Origin of the sequence: Kitasatospora sp. NPDC056783 (assembly GCF_042789895.1) — a bacterium.
Classification (GTDB): Bacteria; Actinomycetota; Actinomycetes; order Streptomycetales; family Streptomycetaceae; genus Kitasatospora.
Genome location: NZ_JBHUAF010000005.1, coordinates 1 through 15,964 on the forward strand (window position 1 = coordinate 1; position 15,964 = coordinate 15,964).

General features: G+C 69.0%; 10 protein-coding genes. 4 read left to right on the forward strand and 6 right to left on the reverse strand.

Features of this window, described 5'->3' with window-relative positions; translation table 11 throughout:
• Positions 1–634: 634 nt before the first annotated feature.
• On the reverse strand, positions 635–1,006 hold the full coding sequence (locus tag ACFRMQ_RS01935; protein WP_380725833.1) for a hypothetical protein: 372 nt from the start codon (positions 1,004–1,006) through the stop codon (positions 635–637).
• 1,477 nt (positions 1,007–2,483) lie between these two features.
• Here ACFRMQ_RS01935 and ACFRMQ_RS01940 point away from each other — a divergent pair.
• The 3 genes from ACFRMQ_RS01940 (at position 2,484) to ACFRMQ_RS01950 (ending at position 7,207) form a co-directional block, all read left to right on the forward strand.
• Positions 2,484–3,104 (forward strand): DUF6939 family protein, encoded by a 621-nt coding sequence (locus tag ACFRMQ_RS01940; protein ID WP_380725835.1) that lies wholly within the window; start codon positions 2,484–2,486, stop codon positions 3,102–3,104.
• Between the two features lie 623 nt (positions 3,105–3,727).
• Complete coding sequence (locus tag ACFRMQ_RS01945; protein ID WP_380725837.1) at positions 3,728–4,312, forward strand: exonuclease domain-containing protein; 585 nt, start codon at positions 3,728–3,730, stop codon at positions 4,310–4,312.
• A 2,697-nt stretch (positions 4,313–7,009) separates the two neighbouring features.
• The gene (locus ACFRMQ_RS01950; protein ID WP_380725839.1) at positions 7,010–7,207 is read left to right on the forward strand and encodes a hypothetical protein; all 198 of its coding nucleotides are present in this window, start codon (positions 7,010–7,012) and stop codon (positions 7,205–7,207) included.
• A gap of 265 nt (positions 7,208–7,472) precedes the next feature.
• Here ACFRMQ_RS01950 and cas6e read toward each other — a convergent pair whose 3' ends face one another.
• From cas6e to ACFRMQ_RS01975, 5 genes are read right to left on the reverse strand one after another with little or no spacing between them, the layout of a single operon-like run.
• Positions 7,473–8,207: a type I-E CRISPR-associated protein Cas6/Cse3/CasE gene (gene cas6e, locus ACFRMQ_RS01955; RefSeq protein WP_380725841.1), complete on the reverse strand. Its 735-nt coding sequence runs from the start codon at positions 8,205–8,207 to the stop codon at positions 7,473–7,475.
• A complete protein-coding gene (gene cas5e, locus ACFRMQ_RS01960; protein ID WP_380725843.1) occupies positions 8,204–9,046 on the reverse strand; it encodes a type I-E CRISPR-associated protein Cas5/CasD in 843 nt (280 codons plus the stop codon). Before cas5e ends, cas6e begins: the two co-directional genes overlap by 4 nt.
• Positions 9,043–10,410 (reverse strand): type I-E CRISPR-associated protein Cas7/Cse4/CasC, encoded by a 1,368-nt coding sequence (locus ACFRMQ_RS01965; protein ID WP_380725845.1) that lies wholly within the window; start codon positions 10,408–10,410, stop codon positions 9,043–9,045. Before ACFRMQ_RS01965 ends, cas5e begins: the two co-directional genes overlap by 4 nt.
• Before the next feature lie 4 nt (positions 10,411–10,414).
• On the reverse strand, positions 10,415–11,011 hold the full coding sequence (gene casB, locus ACFRMQ_RS01970; protein ID WP_380725847.1) for a type I-E CRISPR-associated protein Cse2/CasB: 597 nt from the start codon (positions 11,009–11,011) through the stop codon (positions 10,415–10,417).
• Entirely contained in the window at positions 11,004–12,524 is a 1,521-nt protein-coding gene (locus ACFRMQ_RS01975) for a type I-E CRISPR-associated protein Cse1/CasA (protein ID WP_380725849.1), read from the reverse strand. The genes casB and ACFRMQ_RS01975 overlap by 8 nt, the downstream gene beginning before the upstream one ends.
• A gap of 171 nt (positions 12,525–12,695) precedes the next feature.
• Here ACFRMQ_RS01975 and cas3 point away from each other — a divergent pair, with 171 nt between their 5' ends.
• Positions 12,696–15,707, forward strand: coding sequence for a CRISPR-associated helicase Cas3' (gene cas3 / locus ACFRMQ_RS01980; RefSeq protein WP_380725851.1), 3,012 nt, complete (start codon positions 12,696–12,698; stop codon positions 15,705–15,707).
• Positions 15,708–15,964 lie beyond the last annotated feature (257 nt).

Genomic DNA, 15,964 nt, shown 5'->3' on the forward strand with positions numbered 1-15,964 from the left:
GGTTGTGGGTGACGGGGGGGGGGCCTACCGCGTCGTTTACTGCCGGCGGCCGCGCCGGGGGCACCTGTTGGGGGGGCCCGAGGAGCGGCCTCAGCTCCATCGCCCTATTCCATGGCTCGCCGTCGGAGTAGTCGGCGTCGACGTCGGGGTTGCGGAACTCGATGCCGCTACGGACATCCGTGCGCACGGTTGCCGAGGCTAGTGCTCCCTTGGTCAACAGGCACCTGGTCAACGTGGTCGAGAATCGCTACTGATCCACTCTTCCCTGCTGATGGCACCAAGGGACAGCGGTCCGGGCGTAGGCACCGTCTCCAGCGAGCTCGGAATTTTCCGCAGAAAATTCCGTGGCGCGGAGAGTGTCCGTCAGCTGTCGGCCTGGCGGTCCGAGCCGTCCAAGGTTTGCCGTCGGAAGCGGCTTCCGCAGGCCCCGGATTTTCCGCGGAAAATCCGGGGTCGCCTTGACGCAGGGACGGCTGCCGGTAGCTCTGCACCGCCTGTCCCAGGTCCGTCATGACGATCACGACCGCCCAGGAACGTGGTCGCCTGTCGTACAGCGGACATGCTCCGAGGATTGGTCAGGATCAGCATCCGCTCTCTTCTGGGCGGAGTGACTCAGAAGATCAGAAGAGAAGCTCTATACCCATCCCCCGTCGAGGTAGATCGTCCAAGCGTCGCCCACTGCCCGGTGCAGCTGAACCAAAGCCGCGACATCCGCGATCGCTGCCGGCGCGTCGGCGAGCCGCAGTGGGAAGCCCGGGACGCTGCTGCGGGTGTAGGTCGGTCGCTCGCCGTTGCAGCTGAAGGCGTGGAGCGGCGGGGGAGTGCCGGTGAACCATGCGAGGCAGTTCTTCTCTGCCCACGCAGTCGCGGTGTCGACATGATTCACATGCGCCAGCAGGTGTTCAGGAGCGGGGCCATCGCTGAACTGCACGAGGAAACCCTGGGTGTCCACGGCCCACCAATCCCAGGTGATTCCAGGTCGGGGGTGTCGCAGGATCGTGGCCATGCCGCCACCGTACCCAGGCCGCCCATCGTTCATGAAGACGATCGCAGTTGTCAGATGATGTCGTCCCTGGTGAGCACTCACGGCATTCAAGATCACCAACTGCCGTCCCAGCACCGCTGACCGATCGCCGCTACTCGGGTGTGGACGAAGCCGGCCGTCTCTCGCCCCCCAGCCGATGACACCGTAGAGCAGCGGCCCGGCGGCAGACATCGCCTCCGGTGAGCTCCGGATTTTCCGCGGAAAATTCTCCGGGCGGACCGAGGCCGCCCTTCGTGGAGTCGCGGGCGATGCTCGGTGGCGTGGACCGTCTTGCGTCTGGGAGGGCGGATCAATCTGGGCCACTCTCACCTACTGGGCTGACCATCGTCGTTCCCGTCTCTGAGCCCGCGAACTCGAGTGCCCGGGCGGCAGGTGTGCGCTGGAGAAGACCCCACGCACGACCGGTCGCCCGAACACCAGCCTCGTCGGTGTGAGGGAAGTGGATCTTCCGTCGCACCTGGACGGACGAGAGCGCGGCCTTGTCGTGGTGATGCGCGGCCTACCCGACCCGGGCAGGAGTACCTATGCCCAGGCGCTTGAATGTTGCGGCTACACCCGGCTGTCGATCGACGACAGAGCGCGGACACGCGGGCGCGCATCAGTCGGAACGCGGCAGACCTCGACCCGGTGGAGTGCGAGCGATTCAAGTCCGCCATCGAGCAGGAGCGGCTGGTTCCCTCGGATCGCTCTTGCCGGGCGTTGGTACCAGGGAAGTGACGCGGCCAGGAGGCGAGGTGGCTGCACTGCCGATGCTGATGGGACGGATGCTCTGGGGTGGCGTTGGCGAGGGGCTTCAGATTTTCTGCGGAAAATTCTGTGGCGTGAAGGGTCGGCCGTCGGGCCGGCGATGCGAGCTGGCAGAGGTCGGCGCACTACTGACGGATGCGTGCCCTTGGGGTGCTTCTGGTGGCCCCGAATTTTCCGTGGAAAATTCTTCGGGCGGACCGAAGACGCCTTCGGGCATCGTGGGGCGGCAGCCAGGGGTGCGGACTTCAACTGGATGCTGAGGGACGGGCTGCAGGATCCACCCCGGGCTGTGGTTCGGTGGACGTACCCGATGGCCCCCGCACCCCGAGTATGTGAGCCGGTCTTCGAGACGGATGCCCGTGGGGCACAGGCTCTCGTTTCCACTGCCGTGCTTGGTTCAAGACAGTGGGGGAGTGGCGGTGGTGCACCCGGTGTCCTGCCTTCTTTAGCTGTCATCCACTGTCCGTGCGAGGGAGTGCAGGGCCACTGATTTTCCGCGGAAAATTCTCGGACACTGGTGGCAGCCACAGCCTGGTCACGCGGGTTGCCTGAGCAGCGGCACCGGTCGTACCGAGCCCGGTAGCCCGCGTGGGCGGTTCTCGGCGAACACGAATTTTCTGCGGAAAATTTCCCGGCGATGCCGACCAGTGGTTGGGGAGCGGCGGGATGTCAGTGGCATCCGGGATGCTCAATGGCTGATGTCATCGAGTCAGGGGGCTTCCAGATGCCGATCCGTATTGCCAGCCGTCGCCGTGCGATGGCGTCACTGACTGCGGCCTTCCCCGGCGCCGAGATCATCGACGTGACCTCCAAGGCTCCCGAACCATGGGTCCGACTGAGCCCCTTCTATCCGCACGGCGGTATCCCGGTTCCGTACAGCGACGGTACGACCAGCCAGTCGGTGGAAGGAATCTGGCAAGCCCTCAAGGTCTTCGAGGACGCGGATGTCGATACTTCGAAGCTCGGGGTCACCACCATGAAAGGGCTGAAGCGGACGGTGCGTCGGTACGGTCCCGTCAGGGGTCACCGAACCGGCCTGCACGGAGAGCAGCTGCTGTCCTACGGGACGGCCCGCCGCCGGATCTACCTGCCGGCCTACCGTTGGGTCCTCGAACACCGCGTCGCAGACCTGGTCGAGCTGCTGCGAGGCAAGGGGGACGTTGTCCTCCTGGACTACACGACCAACGGTGACGTCACCGATCCCGCCACCCCGCTCTCCCACGCGGCGCTCATCCAGCTGTACATCGAAGGGCGCTGGCCCAGCGAGGAGGAAGGTGACGCTGCCGATGGCATCAGCGATCCGATGCCATGAGTGATCCGGGCACGGGAAGTCGGGCCGTGATGGGTGGGCTGCGGCTGGTCGCAGTCGCAGCCCAGGCCGTGCCGATCGGCATCATCGACGGCCGACTATCCCGTTGCGTCAGTCCCTGCTGAGTCCCTCCGATTTTCCGCGGAAAATTCTGAAGGGGCCCCGGGGAGGCTGAGACCGTGGTGACGGCCCACCCTGAGTCGGACACGCCTCGACGCCAAGACGGGTGCGGTCTCGAAGGGCAGCGGGGGAGTGACGCCTCCGCACCGGTACCGGCGGCCGGCACCGCTGCCGTCCGCCTCCAGTAGCCTTCGATTTTCCGCAGAAAATTACCCGCCGCCTCCCACGGAGAGGACGGACTGCCAAGCCCTCGGCCTGGGCGCCAAACCGCCGAGGCACATCAACAACGCCTGCGCCTGGCTGAGTCGCGTGGCCAGCCGCGGCATCCCCACCGAATCCGAGCCCGGCCGGGCCTGTTCACCCTCACCAACCCGGCGCCGTTCGCCTCAGAGATCAACCCGAGCTGAACTCCGGCGAAGACCATGGCCGGTGAGCCGGTGGAGTCCAAGACGGCCGAGGACGAAAATCAGGTGCCCCAGCTGCCGGTCCTCCCTACGCTTCCCGGCATGGACAGCACCCGGACCGAGCGCCTCGTCAACGTCGTGGACGTCGAAGCAACCTGCTGGGCCGGTTCCGAGCCGCCTGGCGCGGTCAGCGAGATCATCGAGATCGGACTGACCGTCATCGACCTGGAAGCCGGTGAGCGCGTCGCCCGGCACGGGATTCTGGTGAGGCCTGCCCGGTCCACGGTCAGCGAGTTCTGCACGGAGCTGACCGGCCTCACCCAGGACGAGGTCGACCAGGGGGTCGGCTTCGCCGAGGCGTGCCGTCTACTGGCGGCCGAGCATCGCGCGGGCGTGCGGCCGTGGGTCAGCTGGGGCGACTACGACCGCCATCAGTTCACCCGGCAGTGCCAGGCCACTCGGACGCCCTACCCCTTCGGCCGCCACCACACCAACGCCAAGGCGGTCTTCACCGAGGCGTACGGCCTGCGCAAACGACCCGGCATGGCACAAGCTCTGGAGATCGCCGGGCGGCGGCTCGAAGGCCGTCACCACCGGGGCGAGGACGACGCCTGGAACATCGCCGCCCTCGTGCTCCACCTGTCCGAACGGGATGCCTGGCCGGCCGTCGTCGAAGACTCCGTCTGACGCACCCGCTCACCCGGTCCAGCCTCGTGGACCCGATATCGGTCACCCCAGAGGCAACCCAAGCCCAATTCCGGCGAAGGCCTGCGGGGCACACTGGAGGCCGAGGATCAGGCGACCACGGATGCGCAGGCTCCGATCGGTACAGCTGAGGCCTGACCTGATGGAAGTCCTCGACGAGGGTCTCGATCCCGTCCACCGAGCGCACCTCTACAGCGGTCCCGACCACTACCCGGTCAGCGGGGCAGGAGAGCCCGGAGGCGCTGCGTGGACTGGCGGGCGCGAAGGACTACGCGGCGGCTCGCAGATAGGGTGACCGCCTGTTCGCCCCGGTCCTCCATAGCCGCTCCGGCGGCTACCTGCTGCCGGCCGGACCGATGATGCCTCCCCGGATGCACCTCGGCTCCTCCGAACCGGCAGGGAACCGGGCAGTGGCGCTGGGATTCCTGGTGCACCTCGCCGCCGGAGGGGCCGCCGATCACCTCGGAGCGCTACCGGCGCACGGTCGAACGGCTCCACGAACACGACCGGGACTCGCTCATCCGGTGGGCTCTGCGAGCGGCGTGAAGGCGGATCCAGTGTTCGGTCAAGGTGGAGAGGGCTACGGGGTTGCGCGTGACTACTGAGTCCGGCTCCCAGTGGATGACCCTGTGGCAGGTTGAGGTGAGCTGCCGGACGCGGCGGGCTCCCGCAAAGGTAGGCCCGAGGGGATTACGAACTCGAGAACTCGGTCCGCTCGCAGGCATGCCAGGCCCTCGACCGGTCCTGCGGCGGGATGACCACCAAGGTCCACTTCCGTCGTCGGTAGCCGCAGGTTGGCGCTGCCGGTCCGTCCTCACGCCCGGGAAGACTGAACGACGCCAGCATGCTCGGCCAAGTTCTCGGCCGGTATCCGTGTTCCACTCGCCTTCGCGGGGCGCCCGCGCACGACGCCAGAGCACCGTGGCCAACCGCCGACGGCGTGGGACTCCTCTGAGGGGTTCTCCGGGCTGGAGTGTGGCTACATCGGACCGCCGGCGGGGACGGACAAGAGGCGCTCGCCAGCGGATTCACGTACTTCTTCGGCAACGCCGAACACCAACGTTGTGTCGGAGGGGTCAACATCGCGGAAGAGTACGCCTCCGCCAGCTGTCCTGGTTCGCAAGAGCTGACTGCACAGACGTGAGGTCTTCACAGACGTCACAGCGTGATGGCGGAGATCAACCCGGGGACCGGAGCTGTTGCCGACAGGACCACTTCAGCCGAATGGAAAGCACCCTCCGACCTCAGGGCGGATCCATCGGCACACCGACCCACGCTTGATGGTCCGGGCCGCAGAAGTGTCCCGGACGCATGCCCTCGCCTTGGTGCTGATCCGTGATCTCGCCGGCCAGCTCGTTCAGGGCATGGCTCTCGGCGTCGGCTGTCGGCGGAACCTCTGGCCCGCTGTAGGAGGTGCAGTCGGAGCGCGGATGGATGTCGCGGACGTTTCCCGCCCGGACCACGTTCCGAGTCCGACTCGCATTGTGCTTTGTGGTTGGTGGCTCACCAGTTGCTTCGGCATGCTGCCAGAGCGACGCGTGTGAACGAGCTTCCGACGGACTGGGGCAGTGGAAGCTCTTCGCCGGGCTTGTCCAAGCCGATGGAGGCTCATAACGTCAGGAGATCGCGAAATTTTGCGGCGAGCCTTTTCTGCGGTCAATGCTGAGAACATAAAAGACTCAGTAAACATCGAATAGATATTGCAGGCCCGGTGCAAGCCATCCGTGTCAGCTCGATCTGATGGATGACCGTCGGATCACCTGGGCTGGGTGCCGGAGCCCGGGTACGGCTATAGGTTGTCGCGTGGGTGGCTGTCCGACATCGACGAGCAAGATCCACCCAGACCGAGATGGACGTCGCCCCGTTGCACCAGGAGGAGACTTCGCCACCCTTCGCCTCGTTGTTGAGAGACTGACTGCCCCTCATGTGGCGATGAGTACGGGGAGGGCGAACGGTCGGTCCCGCAGCGAGGCGGACTTCCGCTGGCGCGGGGAGGAGTTGCCCAGTCGCTCCTCGATGGCCCGGACGCCCGGCTGGCCCCCGCTGGCGCGGGGAGTAGTTCACCCAAACCAGCAAGTGACACGCCAGTAGTCGGCTGACCCCCGCTAGCGCGGGGACGAACTTGTGGGTATCGGCCGAAGGTGGCTGCGGTGACCGGCAGCGGCCACCTTGCAGCAGTTCCACAACATAGCCGAATTGCCACCGGGTGTGTCTCGATCGACCGTCACGGATCCAGGGGAAAGCACCCGTGATCATCCGAAGGTGGAATGGCTACTGCACCCTCATGGGCAAGCTGTCAATGTGGGGCTTCAATCCAGGCGGCATCGGATGGGTGAACAGCGTGCGGTGATGAGTGCCGGTATACAAGTGCTGCGAAGCAAGTAAGACACCAGTAGTCATCGTGTTAGGCGGAACATGAGGATGCACCATGGCTCCACACGGCCGCGAACTGCCATCCGGGCTGGATCTGTCGAGGACAACGCCGATGGCGTAGTTCTGATCGATGTGATGATGCGTCAAGAGCGTTGAGCCTGCGGCCAGGCGCTCCTTGCTGACCCACAAGGCGAGGTCTCAGTGGCCTATACGCTGATTCTCGGTTCAGCCCTTCTCGCCTGCCGGGCGTTCTCGGGAGACGTCCGGATGGTCCGGGACAAAGCGTCTCAGGGAAGGGAGCCCCGCTTGAGCACTCACGCGAACGGTGACGATCGGGCGGAGCACGGTGCGACGGATCGACGAACCGATCCCGATGTCGATGCGGTCCGCGAGTTCGCGGACGGGAGCAGGCTGGAGGCGTTGCGGATGCGCTACGCCTTCATCGACGGTCTCGTGAGGGCCGTGCTCTCGTTCGCCGCGAGCTTGGTGGACCTGATCGATTGAACGGGAAAGGCCCGTAGCTGAGTAGGAGCTCAGCCACGAGCCGTTCTCACCGTGCGGGGCCGTCGCCTTTGCTCTTCAGGGCGATGAGGCGGCGGCCCTCTTCGAGTCGTGGCCATGTAGCGGGTTTGGGAGCGGCTACCGGTCAGGACTCATCGGGGTAGGAAGTAGCTTACGTGGCCGACATGAGTGTCCGTGGCAGAGCAGGGTAGAGGGCCCGGCTTCCGGGCCCGTGGTCACCTGCTCCGCAGGCCCGAGGGAGTGCCCGCTACCCGTTCCCGACGGGCCGGACCAGCAGCAGTCCCGCGCTGTAGGAGCGGGCGCGGCCGATGCCGGTGGCGAGGGCTTCGGTGAAGGCGCGCGGGTCGGTGACGATGAGGGTGCCCTTGATCTCGGCGCGGCCGATCTTGGTGCCCTGGTGCTTGGCGGTCAGGCCGAGTTTGGGCAGCACGCGGATCGCCATGGTGTCCGGGTCGCCGTCGGCGCCGATGCGGCGGACGCCGGCCGGGCCGACGCGGTCGGCGCCGACGGGTTGGAGTCGGGCGGCGAACCAGTCCTTGACGTGGCGGGGGGTGGTGTCGGAGAGGCGCTTGCGGACGAGGGCGCCGTCGCCGGTGCGGGTCTGGCGGTCGCGGGTGGGGTTCACGACGATCCGGAAGCCGTACGTGGCGCCGGTGCGCACCGTGGTGTCGACCTGGAGCAGGGCGATCCTGTCGGCCAGTGCCGAGCGGGGGATCGAGGACCAGTCGGGTTGGACGCGGGACTGGACGATGACCACCAGGCTGTTGTTCCGGAGGTCGAGCGTCCAGGTGTTGAGGATGCCCATCTGGGCGCGCGGGTCGGCCTCGCCCGGCTCGGTCCAGCCGTAGAAGCCGGACATGACCAGCCGGTGCATGACGTGCGGGTCGAGGATCGCCTTCTGGGCCAGCGCGTGCGTGGCGTCCAGGTGCAGGATGCTGTGGCAGGCCACGAAGCGGGCGGTGTCGGTGGAGGCAGTGGTCACAGCAAGTGGTCCCATCCGATGGACTCGCCGGGTTCGATGCGCACGCGTTGTTCCCAGCGGGGCGCGTAGGACCGGTGCACGGTGTGGAAGCTGATCGGGTGGTCGGTGACCGGGGAGGCTCCGGCGGTGCCGGCGGGCACCTCGATCCACGTCCAGGGGCGGTCGACGGCGGACTTCGGCAGCAACCGGGTCCGTGCGAGCACTTCTTCGAGGCTCCCGGGGTGGACGCCGCCGGAGATCTCGCCGGTGGGCGGGCAGTTCTTGCGGCCGAGCCAGAGCAGCCGCCGGGGCTGTTCGAGGGCTGTCGCCAGCTCCTCCAGCAGGTTCCGGTCCGGGTGTTCGACGGCAGCGACGAATTTGGCGTCCGCCAGATAGCTGCGGCTGGTGATCATCGGGTCACGGCCGACTCTGCGGGCGAGGAGTGGCCCGCCGTCGGGGTCGGGGGCGATGCCCTTGGGGGCCCCGTACCAGCCGGTGAGGGCCCGGGCCGTCGTGGCGCCGAACACCGGTCCGGTGGCCGCCTCCAGGGCGGTGGAGGCCTGCTGGGCACGACGGTGGTCGGTGATCAGGTCGCGCGGACGCAGCGGGTACCGGCCGCCGCCGACGGTGTGGTAGTCGCGCACGGGAATGCCGGGCCGGTCGGCGCGGACGGCGAAGCGGAGTTCGTCCAGCGGATGGAGGGACTCGTCGCGGGAGTAGCCGGCGGCCGCCGCGAGCAGGCCGAGGAAGCCGGATTTGGTGGGCCTCAGGTGGGTGTCGCGCCGGTCGAAGCGGGAGACCAGTCCCCAGGCCTGGAGCGGCCCGGCGAGACGGGCCAGCAGTACGTACGACCGGCTCACGGGGCGGTCAGCTCCTCGGCGGTGTCGGCCTCGGTGGCAGCGAGAGCGCCCTGGGCGGTGAGGTCGTCCAGAAGGTCCTGGATGCCGAGGTCGTAGGTGAGGACGCGGCCGCCGGCGATGTCGGAGCGCTTGCGGGTGACGAGCCGGTGGTGCTTCAGGAGCCTTTCGGCGGCCACGCGGCTGGCCCCGCCGTCGGCTTGCTCGTCGATGGGCTTCTCGAACACGGAGGAGTAGTTGAAGGGGCGCTTGCCGTCGAAGGCCAGGACGAGCTTGGGCAGGGACCCGGTGGAGGCGGTGGTGTTCTTCTTGGCCGCGGGCATGGCGTCGACGAACGCCTCGACGAACTGGCGCTCGGCGGCGACCGCGGCCTGGTCCGCGGCCTCGGCGCTCATGCCGCCGGCCATCAGGTTGACGCGCAGTTGGACCCGGTCGAGGGCGGCGTGCCGGTAGAAGGTGCCGGAGATGAGGGACTGGTAGCCGGTCATGCCGGCGCCGGCGTCGTCCGCGGCGTCGAGGTAGTCCAGGGCGTTGGCCTTGCGGCGGATCTTGGAGTCATCGGCGGCGCTGTAGAAGTCATCGATCTGGGAGGCGGCGTGGACGGTGAAGGCGGGGCCGGTCATCACAGCGCCGTCCACGTTCGGGGAATCGGCGATCTCGGCGAGGAATCGGCCGTAGAGGGCGATGTCGATGGCGTCGCGGGGTGCGAGGGCTGCCAGCACGGCCGCGCGTACGGCCTTGGGCAGAGCGGGGATCCCGGTCTCGGTCGCGCTCTCTTCGACTTCGACGGGCAGGATGTCCTCGTCGGCGGCCGCCGCGCGCTTCCTGCCCTTGGTCTTGGCTTTGGCGGTTTCGGCGACCTTGCGGGCCTCCTCGAACTCTCCGACCCAGGAGACGACGTCGTCCCGGTTGGCGTCGAGGTACTCCGCGAGTTTGGCTCCGGCGTCCTCCGGGGCGAAGAGCAGCACCTTGGTCAGGTTGCGGGTGCGTTCCTTGTCGCCGAACTTGAGGCCCACGCCCTCCAGCACGGCCTTGGCGACGGGCAGCGCGTCCTGCTCCACCCAGCCCGTTCCGCGCAGGGCCTCGGCGGTGAGCAGCGCCCACTCCCGGGTGCGGATGCCCATGGTGTAGCCGGCCAGGGCGCCCTCGCCGGCGTTGGCCTTGTCCCGGCTCAGGGTGCGCTCGGCGCGGCGGCGGGCCTGGGAGGTGATCAGGTTCCGGGTCTCGCCGCCGAACGGGATGATCTTCGCCATGCCGTTCTCGTCGCGGACCGGCAGGACGGCGACCAGGCTTTCGAGGGCGTGCAGGGACAGGAACTGGTGGCCGTCGAGCCGCTCGGAGACGGCGCTGGTCCGGATGATCGTCATGTTGTCAGCCGTTCTTCTTGGCGGGGTGTTCGGGGGTGTAGAAGTCGCGTGCCCAGCCGTACGGGGTCGCCTTGCCGGAGGCCTTCCACGCGGACAGGTCCTCGACGAGCCGGGCCCAGGACGGTGGTGTCACCTCGCAGGCCCGTACGCGTTCGACGGCGTGCTGGAGGTGGCGTACGGGCAGTTCGCGGGAGGCCACCAGGCGGTCGAGCAGACGCCTGGCACCCGGGTCGTCCCTGCCCCGGCCGGCGGGGGAGCCGACACGACCCAGGGCGTCTCCCATCGAGCCGAATCCCGCCTGGGGCACTCTCCTGCCGGCGTGGTAGCGGGCGAAGAGGAAGGCGACCTTCTCGAAGACCGGCCGCTGTTCCTCCTCGGAGCTGAAGGAGGCCGCCCGCAGTCTGGGCTCCGACAGGGCCTCGGGGCGGCGCAGGTCGGCGAGGCGGCCGTAGTCGTGGGACCACACCAGGCTGCACAGCCAGCCGGTGAGGCGTTGGGCGGGGGTGCGTTCGGCCGCAACTCCGTCGTCGGGTGCGCCGTCGGGGGCGGCGACCGGTTCGAAGACCTTGCTCAGGTCCAGCGACAGCTGTTCGTCAATCACGCGGGGGCTCCTTCAGGTACGGCGGGCAGGCCGGACTCGCCAGCATCTTCTTCAGCTTCAGTTCCGCCTCGGCCCGGGCGCGCTTTCCCGGCCCGCTGGGCGGCAGGGACAGCAGCCGGGCGCGGAGGAGCTTCCAGGTCAGGTAGTGGATCTCCCTGCCGAACTCCGCCAGCGGGCCCTCTCCGGCGGGCTTCCCGTCGCTCACCTCGGCGATCAGGAACGAGAAGTGGTCGGCGGCGCCCGCCCACAGGTCCGGTTCGGCGTTGAAGCGCTTGAGGAGGGACGCCTTGTCGGAGGGTTTCGGGTTGGAGTACGCCTTGTCACGGGCCACGACCGCGGCGGCGTACAGGCACTTGGCGGCGTACTCGCAGATCAGTGAGCCCTCGTCGGCGGCCCACTTGAGCTGCTCCCTGTGGTCGGGCACGTAGGGGAAGGTGTCCGAGACCCAGGCGGTGGCGGTCGCCTGCCGGGAGATCAGGCCCACGGCGGTCAGGTCCACCCGTCGATCGCTCAGGCCTGCGAGGCGGTCGTACAGGTCGGTGTCCTTGGCCAGGGTCGGGTCGGCCTTGTAGGTGGCCGCGTACAGCGCGTGGGACTCCCGCCAGAGCGCCCGGTCCTCGCTCGGACGCAGGGCTTCCGGATCACCGCCCTTCCGGCCCGCCACCAGGACGGCGTCCTGAAGGTGTACGGGCGCCGGCGGATCGAGGATCTCGCCGGCGGCCCGAAGGACCCGGTCGACCATGACCTTGCCGTTCACCAGGACGGGACGCAGGAGGATCGAGCGGCCGAGGAAGGAGTGGAGGTCGGCCGGCCCGTCCGGCAGCCGTGACACCTTCCGGCCGCGGAAGGTGCGGCGGCCGGTGCGGCCGTCGGTCCAGGAGTAGTTGAAGGTCCCGGTGTCGGTGGGCTTGCACGGCACGATGTTCAGCCGCAGGGTATCGCCCAGCGTCCTTCCCCTGGCCAGCACGCGGATGCGGGTGCCGAGCCGGCCCACCGCCTGATAGGTCAGCTGGGGGCCCAGCCAGTCGGCCTTGGCCATGGCACGCCCGCCGAGGCCGTACGCGTGCTGGGTGAGCATGGCCCGGAACGCCGCGTCCGGCGGCATCGGCTCGGGGTCGTGCAGGTGCACCTTGTCGAAGAACTGGTTGTAGTCGCCGGTGCGTTCGATGACGAGCTGGGCCGTACCGACACCGCTCGCGGCCATGAACGGGGCCAGCAGCGCGTTCTGGCCCAACGGGCGCTGGGGGTGGAACAGGTCCCAGTGGTCGGGCGGCTGTCTCTCCAGCCAGGTCGCCGCCTTCTCCAGCGGGTGCCCGTCCCGCACCCACCGACGCCAGGCGTCGTGGGTGTCCGGCACGCACTCGGACGCGTACATGATCGCCATCAGGTATTCGAGCACGGCGACTTCCTCGCCCGGGGTCGAGCTGACCAGCGTCGTGAAGTCCTCGGCGTGCCTGAGGAGTTCGACCAGTCCCACCCGGCGAACCCCGGTCGAACGTGCGGTCGACTCCATCTCTCCCGTCGGCCGGTGCCGGTCGGGACGTGTCAGTGCCGGCTGGCATGCTTCCGTCCGTGGATCCCAACTCGACAACGTGTCCCGAGATTTGAGGAGATCTCGGGACATCCTTGCGATCTGACGATTCGTCATAATCGCGGACCCTACTGGCTCGGGAGCGGCCAAGCGATGGAACCTCTGGAAATCACCCGTGCGGGTGTCACGGTCTGGGGCAAGACCGACCGCTACAAGATCAGTGAGAGGCGCGGCGGTCCGAAGTGGAACCCGCTGCTGGCGCACATGCTCGACACCGCCGCGTGTGCCGGAGAGCTCTGGGACCACTACCTCGCGACGCCCGTCCGCGACCGCCTCGCCGAAGCCCTCGGATCCGGGGACATCGCCATCGCCCGACGGAACACGATGTTCTACGCGGCCATGCACGACCTGGGGAAGGCCTCGGCGGGCTTCCAGCTCCAGTTCTTCGACACCGACAAAGGCCACCTGCGCAAGGCGGCCAGGGACTGGCTCGCGCAGGCTCGCCGGAACGGGGTACCGCTCCCCGCCGACTCCCGAGCGGCCCGCCGGTTGCGGCACGAACTCATCACCGCCCACTGCCTGCCCCGGCTCCTCGGCTGTGCTTGCGAGGGCTGCGGAGGTACGGGTGCCCCGCACCTCGGTCTCCACCGGGTGGCACTGCTCCTCGGCGGCCACCACGGTCACATCCCCGGTGAGGCCCTTCTCGGGCGGGCACCGACGGCGGCCCCGCCGGAGGACTGGGACGGCATCCAGCGGTTCCTGATCGAGGCCGTGGCGTCGATCCTGGACGTCGAGCTGGATCGGCTGCCGGACCGGACCACCTTCTCTCGTCCGGCGGCCGGCCTCCTGTTCGCGGGCTTGGTCGTCACCGCCGACTGGATCGCCTCCGACGACAACCGCTTCGAGTACCGCCGGGCGGCAAGCATCCAGCAGTGGTGGCACGACGCGAAGAAGTCGGCGCGCACCGCGGTGCACGACCTGAGACTGCGCGGCTGGGAACCGAAGCCCGAGCCGTGGGCCCGGCTCTTCCCACGCACCCCGGAGCCCCGCCCGTTCCAGGTGGCGGCCATGAGCGCCGCTCCGCAGGACGGGCCGGCCCTGGTCGTCATCGAGGCCGGCACCGGATCGGGGAAGACCGCCCTGGCCCTCTGGTACGCCCACCACCTGGCCCGGACCAACGGCTACCACGGCCTCTACACGGCGATGCCCACCCGGGCGGCCACCGACCAGGCCGCGACGGAGCACATCGAGTTCCTCACCCGGGCCTTCGGCCGGCCCGGCGAGGCCAATCTCGCCGTCGTCCACGGGGCCGGGGAAGCGACGGACACCGTGCACCGACTCCTCGACGCGGGGGAGGCTCCCGCTCGGCGGGACGACCTCACCGACCTCACGCCCTTCGTCGAAGCCACCCTCTGCGACCGCCACGACCGGGACACGGCCGCCGACGTCGTTCTCGACCCCTGGTACCTGCGCCGCTGCCTCGGCCTGGTCTCCACCTTCGGCGTCGGTACCGTCGACCAGGTCACCCTGGCCTCGCAGCGCTCCGCGCACTGGTTCCTGCGCCTTTTCGGGCTTGCCAACAAGACCCTCGTCATCGATGAGGCCCACGCGTACCAGCTCTTTCAGGAACGGCTGCTGGAGGCGGCCGTCTCCTGGCTCGCCGACGCGGGAGCCTCCGTCGTGGTCCTCTCCGCCACCTTGCCCGCCGTCACCCGCGAGGCATTGGTCGCCGCCTGGTGCCGAGGCCACCGCACCGCCGCCCGACCCACCGAGGCGAAGGGCCCGGTCACCGTCGTCGACCGCCAGGGCCGCATCACCCGTGCGGCCCCCGACGAAGCACCGGCCGAACTCCACACCCGGCTCGACCTGCTGCCCGACCCGGGCGCCGCAGCCCTCGCCGAGCGGCTCCTGTGCGAAGCCTCCGCCGGGGGCGTCACCACCGTCGTCCGCAATCGGGTCGCCGCCGCCCACGAGCTGTACGTCCATGCCCTCGACCAGGCCGAAAAGCACGGTTGGCGCCGCGACGAGATCCTGCTCCTGCACGGCGGGCTCGTGCCGCGCGACCGGCTGTCCCGGGAAGCCGCGATCCGTCGGCTCATCGGCCCGGGGGAGGACCGGCGAGCACCCAACCCGCGGCGCCCGACTCGGTTGCTCGTCATCGCCACCCAGGTGATCGAACAGTCGCTGGACCTGGACAGCGACCGCCTCTACACCGATCTGGCCCCCGTCGACCTGCTCATCCAGCGGCGGGGCCGCCTCCACCGACACGCCGTCAACGACGCGGCCGGCACCCGCCCGCTCGGCATGCGCACCCCCCGGATGACCGTCCTGTGGCGGCCCGACCGGACGGGTCTGCCACTCGTCGAGCCCCCGACCGGCCGCACCCCGGGCAGCCGCGACGGCCTCGTGTACGCGCCCTACGCGCTCGCCGCGACCTACCACCAGCTTGCGCAGCGCACCGCCGACAGGGCTTGCCCGGACTGCGAGGACGCCCGGCGGGCCGACCCGGCCGCCCGGATCGCCTGCCTGTCCACCCCGCGCGACAACGAGGCCCTGATCGAAGCCGTCTACGACCCCGGTCCGTTCCCACAGATCCCCATGGGGACCCTGCTGTCGACGACCTGGGAGGGCTGGACCACCGAACTGGCCGGGCACGCGAACACCGCCAAGGCCTACGTCCTGCAGCCCTACCACCCCGTCGACGGAACCCCCAGCGACCTCCACCTCCTGGTGAGCGGGGGCGCGAACGGGCGCGGCCACGACGGCACCCCCGGCCTGACCGCTCGGTCACGCCTCACGGAGCCTTCCGTCGAGGCCGTCCTGCTCTACCACCACCCCCGGGTCGGCGAACATCCCAGCAGGCACTACAGCTACGACCCGCGAGGCCGGATCAGGGCGGACCTCACGTGGTACAGCCGACGGGCGGCGGACCGTGCCGCCAGGCGAGCCCAGCAGCAGGAACTGTCGCTCAACACGGTGTCCGTCCCGAACCACTGGTTCGAGCACCTTCCACGCCCCGAATACTGGGAGAACCCGGGCATCGGAGTCCTGCGCCACTTGCGCGTCGTCATCCTGGAGCCGGACGGCACCGCTGCGGAGGGGAGCGCGCTCAAGTGGCTCCGCTACGACCCGGACAGGGGTCTTCACCTCGCCCTGCGGCGGTGAAACGGTACGCTGCCCATCCCTGCTCCCCGCGTCCGCGGGGATGGGCCCGATGTCCCGAGCTCTCCGCTTCCATGCTCCCCGCGCCAGCGGGGGTCAGCCGGCCTCCACCCCCTGGGCCCCAAGGGGGAGCAGCCCCCTGTGTCAGTGGGGCGGCGTGCCCGGGTGGGCCTGTCGAGGGCAAAACGCGTGGTCGGGCACGTGGCCCGGTGACAGGATCGGTGCGGTGAACGACGAACAGGCTCCACGTACCCCCCTCT